General features: G+C 45.7%; 14 protein-coding genes. 7 read left to right on the forward strand and 7 right to left on the reverse strand.

The features are described 5' to 3' along the window. Positions 1–362: 362 nt before the first annotated feature. Positions 363–2,783 carry a TonB-dependent receptor gene (locus HYN43_RS21680; RefSeq protein WP_119406031.1) on the forward strand — a complete coding sequence of 807 codons (2,421 nt, stop codon included), beginning with the start codon at positions 363–365 and terminating at the stop codon, positions 2,781–2,783. Between the two features lie 129 nt (positions 2,784–2,912). On the opposite strand, the gene HYN43_RS21685 is transcribed toward HYN43_RS21680, so the two are convergent. Further along, a complete protein-coding gene (locus tag HYN43_RS21685; protein WP_162996575.1) occupies positions 2,913–3,344 on the reverse strand; it encodes a hypothetical protein in 432 nt (143 codons plus the stop codon). Positions 3,345–3,483: 139 nt separating this feature from the next. On the opposite strand from HYN43_RS21685, the gene HYN43_RS21690 reads away from it, so the two are divergent. From HYN43_RS21690 to HYN43_RS21700, 3 genes are all read left to right on the forward strand, one after another. Beyond that, positions 3,484–3,714 carry a hypothetical protein gene (locus HYN43_RS21690; RefSeq protein WP_119406033.1) on the forward strand — a complete coding sequence of 77 codons (231 nt, stop codon included), beginning with the start codon at positions 3,484–3,486 and terminating at the stop codon, positions 3,712–3,714. Between the two features lie 35 nt (positions 3,715–3,749). Next, positions 3,750–4,172 (forward strand): outer membrane beta-barrel protein, encoded by a 423-nt coding sequence (locus HYN43_RS31010; protein ID WP_483466617.1) that lies wholly within the window; start codon positions 3,750–3,752, stop codon positions 4,170–4,172. A gap of 104 nt (positions 4,173–4,276) precedes the next feature. After that, the gene (locus HYN43_RS21700; protein WP_119406034.1) at positions 4,277–5,041 is read left to right on the forward strand and encodes an SDR family NAD(P)-dependent oxidoreductase; all 765 of its coding nucleotides are present in this window, start codon (positions 4,277–4,279) and stop codon (positions 5,039–5,041) included. Between the two features lie 70 nt (positions 5,042–5,111). Here HYN43_RS21700 and HYN43_RS21705 read toward each other — a convergent pair whose 3' ends face one another. Beyond that, on the reverse strand, positions 5,112–5,456 hold the full coding sequence (locus tag HYN43_RS21705) for a mannan-binding protein (protein WP_119406035.1): 345 nt from the start codon (positions 5,454–5,456) through the stop codon (positions 5,112–5,114). 237 nt (positions 5,457–5,693) lie between these two features. Then, positions 5,694–5,960: an aldo/keto reductase gene (locus HYN43_RS21710; RefSeq protein ID WP_119406036.1), complete on the reverse strand. Its 267-nt coding sequence runs from the start codon at positions 5,958–5,960 to the stop codon at positions 5,694–5,696. A gap of 19 nt (positions 5,961–5,979) precedes the next feature. Between HYN43_RS21710 and HYN43_RS21715 the strand changes: the two genes are divergently transcribed. Further along, positions 5,980–6,399 (forward strand): helix-turn-helix domain-containing protein, encoded by a 420-nt coding sequence (locus HYN43_RS21715; RefSeq protein ID WP_281024301.1) that lies wholly within the window; start codon positions 5,980–5,982, stop codon positions 6,397–6,399. A 154-nt stretch (positions 6,400–6,553) separates the two neighbouring features. Here the strand turns inward: HYN43_RS21715 and prfH are convergent, their stop codons facing one another. Both prfH and HYN43_RS21725 read right to left on the reverse strand, forming a co-directional pair. After that, positions 6,554–7,171 (reverse strand): peptide chain release factor H, encoded by a 618-nt coding sequence (gene prfH / locus HYN43_RS21720; RefSeq protein WP_119406037.1) that lies wholly within the window; start codon positions 7,169–7,171, stop codon positions 6,554–6,556. Between the two features lie 2 nt (positions 7,172–7,173). Beyond that, positions 7,174–8,574 (reverse strand): RtcB family protein, encoded by a 1,401-nt coding sequence (locus HYN43_RS21725; protein ID WP_119406038.1) that lies wholly within the window; start codon positions 8,572–8,574, stop codon positions 7,174–7,176. Between the two features lie 536 nt (positions 8,575–9,110). On the opposite strand from HYN43_RS21725, the gene HYN43_RS21730 reads away from it, so the two are divergent. Next, a complete protein-coding gene (locus HYN43_RS21730) occupies positions 9,111–10,571 on the forward strand; it encodes a 3' terminal RNA ribose 2'-O-methyltransferase Hen1 (protein ID WP_119406039.1) in 1,461 nt (486 codons plus the stop codon). Beyond that, positions 10,558–13,119 carry a polynucleotide kinase-phosphatase gene (locus HYN43_RS21735; RefSeq protein WP_119406040.1) on the forward strand — a complete coding sequence of 854 codons (2,562 nt, stop codon included), beginning with the start codon at positions 10,558–10,560 and terminating at the stop codon, positions 13,117–13,119. Before HYN43_RS21730 ends, HYN43_RS21735 begins: the two co-directional genes overlap by 14 nt. A gap of 573 nt (positions 13,120–13,692) precedes the next feature. Here HYN43_RS21735 and HYN43_RS21740 read toward each other — a convergent pair. Together HYN43_RS21740 and HYN43_RS21745 are read right to left on the reverse strand one after the other, a co-directional pair. After that, positions 13,693–15,534: a PAS domain-containing sensor histidine kinase gene (locus HYN43_RS21740; RefSeq protein ID WP_119406041.1), complete on the reverse strand. Its 1,842-nt coding sequence runs from the start codon at positions 15,532–15,534 to the stop codon at positions 13,693–13,695. A 238-nt stretch (positions 15,535–15,772) separates the two neighbouring features. Then, on the reverse strand, positions 15,773–17,107 hold the full coding sequence (locus HYN43_RS21745; RefSeq protein WP_119406042.1) for a hypothetical protein: 1,335 nt from the start codon (positions 17,105–17,107) through the stop codon (positions 15,773–15,775). Positions 17,108–17,128: the final 21 nt, after the last annotated feature.

The following is a 17,128-nucleotide window of genomic DNA, read 5'->3' on the forward strand; positions in this document are numbered from 1 at the left end:
TAATTTTCAGGTATCTCAGACCTAAAATAGACTATTTGATTAAGTATTATTAACACAAAATAAGATTATATAAAAAATCTGTCAATAAAAATTCTTTATAACTTGTATGATATTTGGTTTAAATATATTCCAATAAACTCTTTTTATAACCCTGCCTTAATAAATACTCATTAGTAACCCCACTTCCCTTCCAAAGCATCCAGCATCAGCAAAACCCTCAGTTATTTCAACCTAAAGCTTATTTTTATTTGTAATCAATCTAAATAAAAATAACTTTGCCGCCGTATTATGAAGAGCGGCAGTAATTGCCACCGGATTGATGCAGAAAGATCCTTTAATCGTATTTAGCTATTTAACAAATTATGCAATTTGTATTTACCCCTATTCACAAGGTACTCTACGCCTCAAAACATGCGCTCCACAGCGTCAAAACAACATTACTTTTAACACTATCGGCCGTTTTGTTTTTTAGCCTCAATGCCACCGCCCAAAGCACCAACGGCACCATCAAAGGCACAGTAAAAACATCCGACGGTAACCCCGCCGAGTTTGTAAACATTGTTTTAACCGATACCAAACTGGGTGCTACTGCAGGCCAAACCGGGCACTTCACTATTAAAAATGTTCCGGCTGGTACGTATACCATTGTGGCCAGTTATATCGGCCTGCAAACGCAAACCAAAACGGTAACCGTTACAGCCGGCGAAACCGCCACCGTTAACTTTGTTTTAACCGAGGGCGCTAAAGATTTGCAGGAGGTTTACGTTAAAAGCGCCAAACACAATAAATTTCTGAAAAAAGAAACCGAAGATGTTGCCCGCCTTCCGCTTAAAAACCTCGAGAACCCGCAGGTTTACAGCGTGGTAACCAGCGAGCTGATGAAAGAGCAGGTAGTAACCTGCTATGTAGATGGCTTTAAAAATATCCCCGGTACAGGCGTACCGTTGGTTTATAATAACGGGCGTACAACCCTGCTGTCGCGCGGTTTTGTTACCGGCAACTTTATCCGCAACAGCGTGGCAGGTTATAATTTTAACAGCATCGATCCGGCAGATATTGAGAAGATAGAGGCTATAAAAGGCCCTACCGGTACGCTTTACAACAGCAGTCTGGCTTCATTTGGCGGTTTGTTTAACCGTGTTACCAAACAACCAAATGAGTGGGCCAAAACCGAAATTGCCTACCAAACCGGTAGTTTTGATCTTAACCGCCTCACTGCCGATATTAACCAGCCCTTAAACAAAGAGCGCACCATACTATTCCGTGTTAATGCGGCATTGCATAATGAACACAGCTTTCAGGATGCGGGTTTTAACCGCGGCTTTTTTGTAGCACCAAGCCTTACCTATCATGTTAGCGACCGGCTTACTGTTGATATCGATGCCGAGATCGGTAACTCGAATGCTACATCGGCCTATCGTCTTGCCCCGGATGCCAAAGGAAAAACTTACAATGTAAAAGACCTGGGGATTGATTATAAGCGCTCGTTTGCCAATAATGGCGTTGATTACCTGAGCAGGCAGATAGACCTTTACTCGTTGGTAAACTACAAGATCTCTGAAAGCTGGAAATCACAAACCATGTTTAATAAAACGTTTTCAACCACCAAAGGCATGGTTACAGCTTTTACCCTGGTTGATAGCACCAAACAAATAAAACGCCAGGTTACGCAGGAAGACTATCCTTATTACATCACCAACGTGCAGCAAAACTTTATAGGCGATTTTAAGATAGGCCACTTCCGTAACCGCATTGTTGCCGGTGTTGAGTACTACAACCAAAAAAGTAATAATACCAACGTAACGGTAAATACACCCGCCATCAACTACCTCGACCCCGGCGCGGCTTATAATAGCTTTACTGCCGATAAAGTTTCGACCCTTGTAAATGCTGCTGCACCAAAAGCCGGCGATTATGTGCAAAACAACCAAAGTTCGTACGCAGCCTACGTATCTGATGTGTTTAATATCACAGATCGGTTGAATGCAATGGCCAGCATCCGTTTAGATAGGTTTGTAAACAAAGGCGCTTATACGCCTGCCGATGGCAAAACTACGGGTAACTTTAGTCAAACGGCATGGTCGCCCAAATTTGGTTTGGTTTACCAGGTGGCTAAAGACCAGATCTCACTGTTTGGCAACTACATGAACGGCTTAAATAACGTTACCGGCAGCAGTTTTGATAACACTCCCTTTAAACCGCAATACGCCAACCAATGGGAAGCGGGTATAAAAATTGACGCCTGGGATCATAAGATCAGCTCAACCCTGAGCTATTATGATATTTCGGTAACCAACACCACTATGGTGGATCCGGATCACCCGGCTTTTAACATCCAGGCAGGTACCCAATTGAGCAAAGGTTTTGAAGCCGAATTAATTGCCAACCCGGTTAGCGGCTTTAACATCATTGCAGGCTTTGCCTACAACAACAGCAAAATAACCAAAGGCGATGCCAGTGTTGAAGGTTTACGCCCGGCCAACGCGGGTCCGGCGCGTTTAGCCAACCTTTGGATGAGCTATCGTATTACTCATGGCGCGGTACAGGGCCTGGGATTTGGCGTGGGCGGTAACTATGGTTCTGATTCGTATCAAACCAATACCAAAACATTCAAATTCACCATACCATCGTACACCACGGTTGATGCTACGGTATTTTACGATCAGCCTAAATACCGTATCGGCTTTAAGCTGGATAACTTAACCAACGAAAAATACTGGAGCTTCAGGTTGGCACCGCAAAATCCAACAAGAGGCACGCTGAGCATGAGTGTGAAGTTTTAAGTAAGCAATAGCTTGCGCTCGTTTGCAACGAGTGCTTAATATGGTTTGGCGATTGTATCGCCCATGCGTTGCAAACGCACAGCCACGTTAAGCATTCGTTGCAAACGAGCGCAAGTATTTAAGTGTCTTTTAATCCTCCTTCAAAAACTTCCCGTTACCATCAAAAACCAAATCGCGGCCTTTAACTTCGGCTTCGTAAGTAACAACACCGGCTGCATCTGTAACTTTCCCGGCTTCTTTAATTTTGGTAACCTTATACTTTTCCTTCACGTAGGCTGCAACTCCGACAGGCAGGGCCGATGGGCTTATCGCCACCACTTCTTCAACAAATACACCTGCGGGCGTAAATTGCACTGACATATCCTCGCCCGATTTTCCGCCCCAGTTGGCTTCATAGTTGGCTTTCTCTTTTTCCCAGGTAATACCAACAGCCTTAGGGTACTTTTTTAACAAAGCTTCTTTAGCTGCGACGGGCACAGCCGTGCTTTTAACTTTTTGCGCATGGGCAACGCAGGTTGCCATTAACATTAATGCAGGAATGCTTAAAATAATTTTTTTCATGGTGATAAATTTTTCATCAAGATAGATGGCCATTCTGTGAATTATTTGGCGTGATTCCGGATGATTTCTGAATTATTTTTTTGCGATGTAGCATTCGGCATAGCATTGCCGTATTATTCGGTAAACCATACCAACACAAATGAAATTATCACTAACCTTCTCATTGCTTTTAATTTTCATAGGCTTTCAATTATCAGCACAAACAAAACCTGTACAATTTGGCCTGAAGGCCGGTATCAGCACCACATCACTTTCGCGTAAACCCGCAACTGATATTCAAATTGACAACCCTGAAAAAAATGCTTTTGGATATTTTGCAGGTGGCTTTGTTGATTTTAATATCGGCAACTTTCCATTCAGCCTGCGGTAATCTATAATTCAATAGCAGGTAAAACTACCGACGAGATAATAGTTGGCGACATTGTTTATGATAAGTATGGCACATGGCGGTTAAATTATATCCAGGTACCTGTTAATTTTATTTATCACTTCAAGGTACAGGGCGGTAAGCTTTTTATTGGTGCCGGGCCTTATATTTCAAAACCTTTATCGGGGCGTTTCACAACTCCTCCTGATCACCCCTCACCTGCATCTTCACAATTCTCAGCAACCGATCCTGATATCGATGCCAAATTTGGTTCGGAACCGGGCAAAAATTTCAAAGCCTTTGATTCCGGCATTAACGCCCTGGCCGGGTTTGAATTTAGCAATGGCATAATCATCAACGCGGTTTACAACGCGGGGCTTTCCAATATCCAAACAGATAAATATTTGTACGACAGCACCAAAACACGCAGTTTGGGAATCTCGCTGGGGTATAAATTTTAATAATGTTATCCCCCTGATTTGAATTTGATAAACAACCGATTGATATTTGCAAACACCTGCAATCCAATCCGCCCCATCTTTGTATAAAAAATAAAAAGACAAAGATGGAAACTAAAAATAAAATAGCCCTGGTAACCGGCGGCAGCCGCGGCCTGGGTAAAGACATGGCATTAAACCTGGCCAAAAAAGGATTGGATGTAATTGTTACCTATAACAGCCAGCAAGGCGAGGCCGAAAAGGTGGTAGCGGAGATACAGCAAGGCGACCAAAAAGCCGCGGCCCTGCAGTTAAACGTAGGCGATTTAAAAAGCTTTTCCGCTTTTTCAGATCAATTGAAAGATGTGCTGCAAAACACTTTCGGTACCGATCATTTTGATTACCTGGTTAATAACGCAGGGATTGGTGGCTATACCCCTATTGCCGATGTTAGCGAAGAAACATTTGATGAGCTATTGAACATTCACTTTAAAGGCGTTTATTTTTTAACCCAGAAAATGCTGCCGCTTTTAAATAATAATGGCGGAATTGTTAATATTTCATCTGGCTTAACCCGTGTTAGTGTACCTAACTCATCAGTTTATGCCTCATTAAAAGGTGCGGTTGAAGTGTTTACCCGTTACCTGGCCAAAGAACTGGGTGCAAAAGGCATCAGGGCCAATACTGTTGCCCCCGGAGCCGTGTTAACTGATTTTGGCGGAGGGCACCTGCGCAATGATGAAAACCTGCAAAAAATAGTGAGCAGCATGACGGCCCTTGGTCGCCCGGGCGTAGCCGAAGATATTGGCGGCGTAGTTGCTTTTTTATGTACTGAAGACGCGCGTTGGGTTAACGGCCAGCGTATAGAGGTATCGGGCGGGATGCTGGTATAAATAACAGAAAGCCCGGGAGGTTTTTCTCTTCCCGGGCTTTTGTCATTTTTAAACGTTTAGCTGTAACGTATTAAAAGGTATATTTTATTTCAACCACGCTCATTACTCCTTCAACAATGGTACTCCATTGACCGGTGAAAGTAGCGCCGTATGATGCGGCAATGGCTGCACCCACGCTCTGGGCTTCGTCATTACTCCAGATAGGGCCGGCCAAAACGTTTGTTTTAAACTCGTTGCTGCCGGTATTCTGAACATTCAGTTCAACTTCAACAACACTCATTTGGCTTGGCACTACAGTGCTCCATTGGCCTGTCCATTTACCCTGGTGAGCGGCTGCAACAACAGGTGCTTTTACTGCGGCATCCTGTTGGTTCCAGATTGGGCCTGCAGGTACATTAACTTTAAAGGTTGACATAATTTATTTTATTTTGGTTTAGTCCTACTCTGTTCCGGCTTTTCGGATCCGCCGTTTGTTTTTCAGAAGCTTGCTGTTAACAAGAACAAAGTAAGCGGTATTAAAAACGCTGTTATAGCTTATAAATACGTGCTTTAATAAAACCGTATTTATACGCCGTTTTATAACCAATAGGATTAAATTATATCTTTCTCCTTAAAAGGATTTATGCCTGCGGAAACAAGAATTGTTATTTAATTACCTGTTTACCATTTTCTGCATCTGCGCCGGATAGCGATCACCGGTAATGGTGATTTTAGCTGCAGCTTCTTCAATCTGAGCCAAATCATCAGCGGTAAGTTCCAGATCAACAGCTGCCAGGTTTTCTTCTAAACGATGAAGTTTGGTTGTACCCGGGATAGGCGCTATCCATGGCTTTTGTGCAAGCAGCCAGGCTAATGCAACCTGTGCGGGGCTTATTTTAGATTGCCTTTTGAAAATACATTTCGAGCTGGAACACGCCATAGATAAACACAGCAAAAAGTTGATCACAACCAATATCGAGTTGTTCCTGGATTACTGCCAGCGCTTTTACGAACGCCAGTTCATTACCCGCGACAATGTAAACAAAGGCATCCTCGAAAAATTTGAAACCCTGCTCAATGAATATTTCCAGTCGGACAAACCTCAAACCATCGGCCTGCCATCGGTAGCTTACTGTGCCGATCAGTTCAATATCTCGGCCAACTACTTCGGCGACCTGGTGAAAAAAGAAACAGGCAAATCAGCTCATGAATACATCCAGGCCAAAGTGATTGATATGGCCAAAGAAAAGATTTTTGATAACAGTAAATCGGTAAGCCAGATAGCTTATGAGCTTGGCTTTAAATATCCGCAGCATTTTAGCAGGCTGTTTAAGCAATGTGTGGGGTATGCGCCTAATGAGTATAGGGTTTTGAATTAGGAGGTCAGGATCGAATTTTACCAACCACGTCATTGCGAGGTACGAAGCAATCGCACGGAAGCAGGGTCGCTCTTCATAGTTCGCGATTGCTTCGTACCTCGCAATGACGTGGGTTTATAGCATGCATTAAAGGAATAGGTTCAGTAATCTCACCCTAATACAACTCTGCCTTAATAGTTTTAACCGGGTTTCCCCGCTCCAACATATTGTGCTCCTGCCATTGGCTTTGCTGTTGCACCATCAACTGCTCCGTTTGCCAAACCATGATCTTAGCCTCCAACCGGGCCAGGCACAGCTTTTTATTTTCCAGTTGCGAGCGGCTATCCATTGCCAGCACCTGTAAACCCGATGGGATGTGCGTGCCCCTAACCGCTGTCTCCACCTTGTTAACATTTTGCCCTCCTGGGCCCGATGCCCGGCAGGTTTCCAGCTTTACATCTTTGGGGTTCCATTGCATCAGCTCTTTTATATCAAAAGCAGCTATGCCTACAAACCAGTTTTTACGCTTGTGGTATTTGCGGTAAGGGCTTTGCGCTATCCATTGGATGGTGCCTGTCCATTCGGTAATAAAAGCATCAAGGCTATCGCCCTCGGCCATCATGGTTGCAGAAAGTAGTGTGCCATTCAGTTCGGCGGGTTTGTTTTCCAATACCTGCAGGTTGATATTTTGCTTTTTAGCCTGTTTCATCATCAGGCTTTGTACGCAGGCAACAACCCGGCAGCACTCTGCCGGGCCTTTGCCTGATGTAATCTGGATCATCATCTTTTTCATCACTACTCCTTATTCATTCGTACAATCCGCGGAAAAAATTTGCCTTGTATGTCAATCAAGTCGTGCTGGGCGGCAATTACAGTTTCGATATCCTTATAGGCTAATGGGTTTTCCTCAACAGTGCCACCAATCAGCGTAACTCCCGCGCCGCTCAGCAGCTTTTTCATGGCCGAAACGGTCATGCTGTCCTTAGCCTTCTGCCTGCTCATGGCCCGGCCCGCGCCATGCGACGCCGAATACAAAGCATCGCCCACTCCCTTGCCCGCTACAAGGTAAGCCGATGTGGTCATGCTGCCGGGAATAATGCCCAGCTCGCCCTGGTGTGCCGGGGTTGCTCCCTTGCGGTGCACTATCACTTCTTTACCGTTAGCCAATGTATCCTTCCAAGCAAAATTGTGATGGTTTTCAACCGTGTGCAAAGCCTGTAGACCCAGCGCTTTTAGCAGGTTGGCGTGGATACGCTCGTGGCAGGCTTTGGCATAATCGCCGGCCAGGGTCATCGCCAGCCAGTATTCCTGGCCCGCCTCGGTGTTTAAATCAAGCCAGGCCAGTTGCTGCGCATGGCGGGGCAGTTTACAGGTGTTCATGGCTATTTGCGTAAAATGCCTTGCTATGGCCGAGCCTAATCCCCGGCTACCCGAGTGGCTTAATAATGCTGTATACTTTTTAGCAGGTAAGCCTAAAGTATTATCTGCCAACAGTTCTATCTCACCAAACTCAACAAAATGATTGCCATTGCCTGATGTACCTAACTGCCTTACCGCCTTGCTGTGCAGGGGCCTTAATAATTGCATTTCGTAAAATAACTTATTATCCAGCACCTCATGCTCCTGTCTTGCATCCAGGCCTCCTTCCATACCGAAATGGGTATGATTTTTCAGGGCCTGCTTAATCTGATAATCGAAACGTTTCAAAAAGCCATCGCTTTCATCAATAATAGATAACGCCATCCTGCAGCCAATATCCATCCCTACCGCGTACGGGATCACCGAGTTATCAGTAGCCAGTACACCGCCTATAGGCAGCCCGAAACCCATATGTGCATCGGGCATCAACGCGCCCTGTACGCTTACCGGCAAAAGGTTGGCCAGTTCCATTTGTTTTTTGGCCGATGTTTCGATGCCTTTGCCGCCGTAGGTTTTGCAAAATACGGGCTCATCACGCAGTTCATACGCTTTAAACGCAGGTCCATCTACCTTGCCAATTACTTTCTGCGCAATTTTGGCGGTAAGCTCATCATCCAGAAAAGCTTCCGGGTTGTTTTTTATTTCCACCAACAGGTCAAGCAGTTGCTGCTTGCTGTGGTGTTTAAAGTTTTTTGAGGCGATGCCAATCACCAGGCTTCGCAGCTGGTCATTATGATAGCCTATTTTACTTAAATCTTTTGTTCTTAAATTGCCCATGGAGGGTTATGTTTTTTGATTCCGGCCGGCGATTTTTCCTAAGCCATGCCGGAGCTGTTTTAAATTTTGCCAACGCGATGTAAACCAGCGCCGATTAGTTATGGCACAGCCATTCACACGTTTTAGCAATGCATTAATTTTTTTGAATTGTTTTTTGGTTTCCGTTCGTCCCCGGAGATGAGGATATACCCTTGTTAAAAGTGCTCAGGAAACCCAATAATGGCGACAGGCAAAATATTTACAGGCATAAGCATACACCCATGCAATTATCTAAACAGAAAATACAATGTTTGCCTGCCTTATCAGGCAATGAGCGAAAGGGGCGATATGTAGCGTTGCTCTGTCATGGTTCCTTGATATTTAAAAGGTTAATAAATCAGGAATTGAGGCAAAGATAGGATTTTGTTTGATGATATTTTTAAAATAATTTTCCCCTGCGCAAATACACTGCGCAGCAATGCCACATCTTTGTACCATCGCAGGCATAGCCGTTAATAATTCCGTACTATACCTGGCAAAAATAATTTATACAAAAAATGTTACTCACTATAACCACAACGCATATCCCGGCAGATGATCTGAGCTTTTTGCTGCATAAGCATCCGGGCAGGATCCAACAGGTGGAGCTATCGGCCGGTAAGGCACATATCTTTTATCCCGAAGTGAACGCGCGGCTATGCACTGCGGCCCTGCTGCTCGATCTCGACCCGGTAGGTTTGGTAAGGAACGCCGGCCCTAAAGGCAATGATTTCGCCCTCGAACAATATGTGAATGATCGCCCGTATGTATGCAGCTCGTTCATGAGCGCGGCTATTGCCAAAGCCTATTCATCGGCACTAAATGGTCGTTGTAAAGACAAGCCCGAACTGGTTGACGTTGCCATGCCTTTTGTGGTAAAACTTTCGGTACTGCCCGTGCGTGGCGGCGAACAATTGCTTAAAACGCTGTTCGAGCCATTGGGCTACGCCATCACCGCAACGCAGCACCCACTCGACCCGGCTTTTCCTGATTGGGGCATGAGCCGTTATTTTACTGTCGAACTAAGCAATACCATCACCCTGCAACAACTGCTATCACATTTATATGTACTGATCCCGGTTTGTGATAACGATAAGCATTACTGGATTGCCAGAGATGAGATCGAAAAACTGCTTGATAAGGGGAAAGCCTGGCTCGAAACGCATACGGCTCAGGAGCTTATTGTACGCCGTTATTTAAAAAACCAACGCGCGCTGGCTAATAAAGCTTTTGAGGTTTTGGTAAGCAAGGACGAAACAGAAGAGGATGCCGATGAAAAAACGGTAACCGAAGATACCCTTGCGGTGCTCATCGAACCCAAACCCCGCATCCATGACCTGCGCCTGCTGGCTGCACGCGATGAACTTTTAGCCGCCGGGGCAAAGCGCGTAGCCGACCTGGGCTGCGGCGAAGGCAAGCTCATGAAGCTGCTGATGGCCGAAAAACAATTTGAGTTTTTACTGGGGATGGATGTGAGCTACCGCTCGCTGGAGATTGCTCAGGAACGTTTAAAATTGGATCGCCTGCCCGAAAAACAGCGCGAACGCGTACAACTGATCCAGGGATCGCTTACTTACCGCGATAAGCGGCTGGAAGGTTTTGACGGCGCCGCGCTGGTTGAAGTAATTGAGCACCTCGACCAACCAAGGCTTGCAGCCCTTGAACTATCGGTTTTTGAATATGCCCGGCCCGAAGTAGTGGTTGTTACCACGCCCAATGCCGAGTACAACGTAAAGTTTGAAAACCTGGAAGGCGGAAAAATGCGCCACGCCGACCACCGTTTTGAGTGGACGCGCAAACAGTTTGAAGCATGGGCAACAGATGTAGCCTTAAAGCACAATTATGATGTAATATTTAAACCGATAGGTGAATCGGACCCGGAAGTTGGCGCTTTAAGCCAGATGGCGGTGTTTGGCCTCCGCGTAAAAGGCACCGAACAGTTTAATTTAAATTCAGAGATCAAAAATGTCGACCAATAAAACTATACAAATACCCGAACTATCATTGGTAATACTGATGGGAGCCACCGGTTCGGGCAAATCATCATTCGCACGCAGACATTTTAAGGCTACGGAGATAGTATCGTCCGATACCTGCCGCGGTTTGGTTAGCGACGATGAAAATAACCAGGCCGCATCGGCCGATGCCTTCGCGTTGGCCCGGTATATTGCCGGGATGCGCTTAAAAAACGGTTTGCTAACCGTTGTTGATGCCACCAACGTTCAGGAAGATGCCCGGAAAGACTGGATAAACCTGGCCCGCGAATACCATTGCCTTCCGGTAGCCATTATACTCAACATGCCCGAAAAGGTATGCGCCCAGCGCAACGCCCTGCGGCCCGACCGTAATTTTGGCGCACACGTAATCCCCCAGCATATCTCTCAATTAAAGCGCAGTTTTAAAAAACTGAAGTCTGAGGGTTTCCGTCATATCATTGAGTTGCGATCGCCCGAAGAGGTGGAGGCCATAACCGGCATTGTGCGCGATCCGCTATACAACAACAAAAAGCAGGAGGCCGGTCCGCTGGATATTATTGGCGACGTGCATGGCTGTTATGATGAACTGGCCCAACTTTTAACCAAACTTGGTTATCAGAATAATGCTACCACCTGGGCGCATCCAGAAGGCAGAAAGGCTGTTTTTGTTGGCGATTTGGTTGACCGGGGTCCTAAAACACCCGAAGTGCTGAAACTGGTTATGGACATGACAGCGTCAGGCAATGCTTACTGCGTACCCGGCAACCACGATATTAAACTGGTGCGCTGGCTTAACGGTAAAAACGTGCAGGTAAAGCACGGCCTGCAGGAAACCATTGATCAGCTCAGCCTCGAAACTCCTGAGTTTAGGGATGAGGTAAAGCGATTTTTAGATAACCTTGTGAGCCATTATGTTTTTGACGGCGGCAAGCTGGTGGTTGCCCATGCCGGGTTGAAGGAAAACATGCATGGCCGCGGTTCAGGCGCAGTTCGGGAGTTTTGTTATTATGGCGAAACCACGGGCGAGATTGATGAATTTGGCTTACCCGTGCGCCTTAACTGGGCAAGCGAGTACACCGGCAAGGCTATGGTAGTTTACGGGCATACGCCGGTGCCCGAAGCGCAATGGCTCAACAATACTATCGATATTGATACCGGCTGCGTATTTGGCGGTTCATTAACTGCCCTGCGTTATCCCGAACGTGAGTTGGTTGGGGTAAAGGCCGCAAAAGTTTATTGCGTACCTGTAAAACCTTTAGATCATGGCAAAGCAACAGCAGCTAATCTCACCCTGCAACAGGAAAATGATGTAGTGCTCGACATTGCCGAATTTACCGGCAGGCAGATAGTTGAAACAAGGCTGGGCAATAACATTACCATTCGCGAAGAAAACGCCATTGCCGCCTTGGAGGTAATGAGCCGCTTTGCTATCAATCCAAAATGGCTGATGTATTTGCCGCCAACCATGAGTCCTTCAAAAACAAGTATCCTGGATGATTACCTCGAGTTTCCGGATGAGGCTTTTGATTATTACAAAGCCGCGGGGATTAACAAAGTAGTTTGCCAGGAAAAACACATGGGCTCAAGGGCAGTAGTTATTGTTGGGCGCGATGAAAATGCCATCAGTAAAGCATTCGGTATTACCGGTGAAGGTATTGGCACTGTTTACACCCGCACCGGCAGGGCGTTTTTTAATGATAAAGAAACCGAGCAGGCTTTGTTACAGCGGCTTAATGGGGCTCTCAATACATCCGGCTTTTATGATCAGTTTAAAACCGATTGGGTTTGTCTGGATACCGAACTAATGCCATGGAATGCTAAAGCGCAAACACTGTTACAATCGCAATATGCATCGGTGGGCAGCGCGGCTGTAAACGCTCTGAATGATGTGAACGCGGCGTTGAAACAATTAGCCGAACGTGATGCTAACGGGCAGGCCCTGTTAGATGAATATAGTTCAAGGGCGCAGGAAGCCGGACAGTTTGTCGCCGCTTACCAGCAATATTGCTGGGAGGTTAAAAGCATTGATGATTATAAACTGGCCCCTTTCCACATCCTGGCATCCGAAGGTAAACTATGGACAAGCGAAAACCACGAGTGGCACATGGAACAGATCAAAAAGATCTGCAATGCCGATACTGCAATACTGCTGGCAACTCCTTATAAAATAGTAGAACTGGATAATGCCGCCGATGTGCAGAACGCCACCGAATGGTGGCTAAACTTAACCGGTAAAGGCGGCGAGGGCATGGTTGTGAAACCTTATAATTTTATTGAAAAGGATGGTAAAGGCTTAATTCAGCCTGCAATAAAGATCAGGGGGCGCGAGTATCTGCGGATCATTTACGGTCCGGAATATACGGCACCCGAAAACCTGGAACGCCTTAAACAACGCGGCCTAAACGCCAAACGCGGCATGGCCATGCGCGAATTCGCCTTGGGTATTGAAGGCTTGCAGCGTTTTACTGATAAGGAACCTTTAAGGCGGGTGCATAAATGTGTGTTTGGGGTTTTGGCTATGGAAAGTGAGGCGGTGGATCCGAGGCTGTAATTTAATGTGAGTTCAGGACAATAAAAATCACATCAAATATAGAAGCGATCCCACCGCCGTTGTTGGTGTTGTCACCATGGCTGTTCGGAAGATTTTTTGATTCCCTCCCTTGGGAGGGGTGTGATGGATTGCGCAGTGGCAGGGAGGGGTTTTTACACCTTGCCCGACGAATATGCAGGGTGTAGAAACCCCTCCCTACACCCTCCCAAGGGAGGGAATCGCACAATTCCCCCGCTTTTTTATTTCTTCCGAACACCTATGGTGTTGTCACCATAGGTGTTCGGAAGATTTTTTCATTCCCTCCCTTGGGAGGGGTGTGATGGATTGCGCAATGGCAGGGAGGGGTTTTTACGCCTTGCCCGACGAATATGCAGGGTGTAGAAACCCCTCCCTACACCCTCCCAAGGGAGGGAATCGCACAATCCCCCGCTTTTTTATTTCTTCCGAACACCTATGGTGACAACACCAACAACGGCGAGAAACGACACACGCGGCACGCGTGCGCCCGAGGTTATAAAATAATACAAGCAAGGTTGTCCGTTTAAGGCGGCTTTGCTTTTTAACAGGCCCTTCTTACACCACCGGCAAAGTAAAATAAAAAGTACTCCCTTCTCCTACCGTACTTTCAACTCTGATCCTGCCGCCATGTTGTTTAACAATTTCAGAACATAAGTACAGGCCTATACCAAAGCCTGCGATGTGGCGGGTCTCGGCATCTTTAACCCGGTAAAAACGTTCAAACAACCGGGGCAGATCTTGTTGGCTGATGCCAATGCCTTCATCGCTTACGCTGATCTGCACTTTGCCGTCAACCACATCTGCCGATACGCGGATGGTTGAATTTGGCTGGGAATATTTAACGGCGTTGCTGATAAGGTTCTGGATCACCTGGCCAATCTTTTCACGGTCGGCGTTTACCCAAATCTGCGATACCGACGCAAACAATAACCGGTGCGTAGAGACGGAAGCAAGGGTTTCATCTTCGGTTTCTTTCATCAGCCCGGCAAGGTCGAAGCGCCGGCAATCGATCTGGATCTTACCCGATTCGAGGCGCGAAACATTTAAAAAGCCATTGATCATCCTGGCCATTTTAGTAAGTTGCTTTTCTGTTCGATCCAACATCCCTGCAGATACGGCATCGCCCGCTTCCTCCGTTCGTTTTTTTGATACCTGCACATAAGCCAGGGCCGAGGTAAGCGGCGTTTTTAACTCATGGCTCACCATACTGATAAAATCGTTTTTGCGCTGCTCATCCTGTTTTAGCTCGGTAATATCTACCGCAGCGCCAATAAAACCGGCAAACGAACCATCGTTATAGCGCCTTACCGATCCATCGGTTAACAGCCACCGGTAATCTCCTTCGGCGGCAAGCACGCGAAAACCGGTATGAAAAGGTACCCGGGCTTTAAAAGCCTCATTGTACACAGCAAGATAATTTTCCCTGTCGTCGGGATGCAGCATTTCAACCCAATCAAAGCCTATCAATTCGCTCATCGAGCGGCCTGTGAGCCTGCTCCAGGCCTGGTTAAAATAAATAGCATTACCGGTTTCATCGCCCATGGAGATATAAATATTGGTACCCTCGGCCATGGTACGGAAGCGGGCTTCGCTTTCGGTAAGCGTTCGTTCGGCCAGCCTGATGTCGGTAATATCGCGGGTGGTGCCGGCTATCGCCACCACTTTATCAAGTTCATTAACCACCGGGCTAAAAATATAATCGTACACCCGCCTGCCCAGTGTAGCATGTGGAAAAGACACCTCGCCCCGGATGGGTTGCCGGGTAGCCACCACCTTATCAATCTCCCTTTCGTGCATCTCGGCGTGCCATGGTTCATAACCGTTTTCCAGCAGGTTTTTTCCTATAGCATTATCCCAGGTTTTGCCCCACATGGTAAGCAGCGCATCGTTTGCATAAGTAAAGCGGTAATCCAGGTCGAAAACGTAGATCAGGTCGGGCGTATTGGAGGTAATGGTTTCGTACAGGCGTTTTTGCTGCTCGGCTGCCTCTTTGGCTATACGTAAAGCGTCTTCGGTGCGCTTCCGGTTGGTAACATCATTAGCTGCTCCAAACCATTGGGTAATTTCGCCGTGTTCATCCAGTATAGGCACCGCCCGCGAGTAGGTCCAGCCAAGTGAGCCATCGGGCAGTACAACCTGGTGCTCCAACTGAAACATAGTTTTAGTGCGGATAGCATGTGCAATTGCAGATTGTACGCGTTCGCGATCTTTTGGATGAATGTATTTGTCCATCCAGTCAACCATGGGCTCGCCCGTATCTGATAAAAAATCACCGCCATGCAGCTGGTACATCACCTGCCAGTCGGCACTCATAGTATACATCACATCTGATGTGGCTATGACCAGGGCACGGTAACGCTTTTCGCTATCTGTCAAGCTGTTCGGGTCTTGCTTCATTATATTTTGGTAGATGGATTAGGTTTGATTTACTAATGTGATTGCGTGATAAGCCGTAAAATAAACCCTGTATTAAACATATTTGTTTGGCACAACCCAATATATATTCCTTGCTCTGGCTTTTGAAACCTCCATCGTAATTTTCATGATAAGTAAAACCAGACGCATGGTTAATTTGGCTCAGTGAAATAATCAATGCAAACTATAAACAGCAATTACCGTCAGTCCTCCCCCCCAATTACCTCTCAACTTTTAATTTAATTGAATTTACCCAGATTGCTTCCCTGTCGAAACTATTTTTGAATTGATTAATCATGAAATTTTTATCGGCATTTATCACTCCGGTGAAAGCCCGCATGCCATTGATATTGATTATAACCGGTTTTGCCGGGTTAACCATTTGCGGGCTGATCAACACCTCGACCGAGGTAATACCCGATGTTTTAATATCGAACGTATTGTTGAGGAATGTAGCTTTAATTGCCGCGCTTGGCTCATTGTAGTAATAATCATGTATCCATGTTCTATTTAATTTATTGTATGCCTTTACATTAAAAAAGGTATGCCATAGTGCTACACGTAGCTCAGTATTTACTCCTGTTACTTTTAACCAACTACATGCATTATAAACGTCGGCTCTTTTTAATTCCCAATAAACAGAATCTTTGAAGATGTTTCTATTTATACTATTCACAAATTGGGGCACAAGCGGCAATTCCTGGTCCAGGTGTTTATCATAATGCTGGTAACCAATGTACTCTTTGTAGGTAATTTGCTTATCTATCTTCTTTAAAGAATCTACAATAACGCGGGTTTGCTGAATAGGGCGCAGGTCATCAAGATCGGAGTGAACGAGGTACAGCGGAGTATTGATGATATTACGGATATAAAAATCTGAAGCGAAGATATTGGTGAGCATTGAGTTATAAGCCATTATTCCGGCAAGTTGATCCGGAGCATAAACACCAAGCCCGATACTACCATCCGAGCCATCAGAATGCCCTACGGCAAATACCTTGTTATCATCAATATTTACCATCGTTTTTACCGAAGTTAAAATTGCTGTGAGCGTTTTGAAGGTTGGATTAACATTTCCGAATTTATTGACAACCCAGGTGAATTTTTTATTACGCTCATCGCCAATTGGCCTGATAACAATGTATCGCTGTTTGCTGATGGTATTAAACAAAATGTCATCATTAAATTTTTTCAAGCTATCAATATCGGCAAAAGTAAATTGCCCAACGGCGCCATGAAGCAACAGAATACAAGCCGACTTACGTATATTGTTATAATTTGGGGGCACAAATACCCGAAAAGGAACTTTACCGAAAACGGAATCGGTATAATAAAAAACGTAATCCTTGCCGGCGTCAATTACAGGATATTTTTTCCAATGACTAAGGAGTTTAAAAGTTGAATCTGCATTAATCTTTTTATTGTTTTGGATCTCTTTCAGTTGTTTATTGGCATTGACAACCGAATTGGATAGTTGGTTATCTTGAGCCGATAACCTTAATGCAGTTGTGATAAATGATAAAACAAGGGATAATTTTTTGAGGTTTGGTTTCATGTAGGCTGTTTATCAAAAGAC

Source organism: Mucilaginibacter celer (genome assembly GCF_003576455.2).
GTDB classification, from domain to species: Bacteria; Bacteroidota; Bacteroidia; order Sphingobacteriales; family Sphingobacteriaceae; genus Mucilaginibacter; species Mucilaginibacter celer.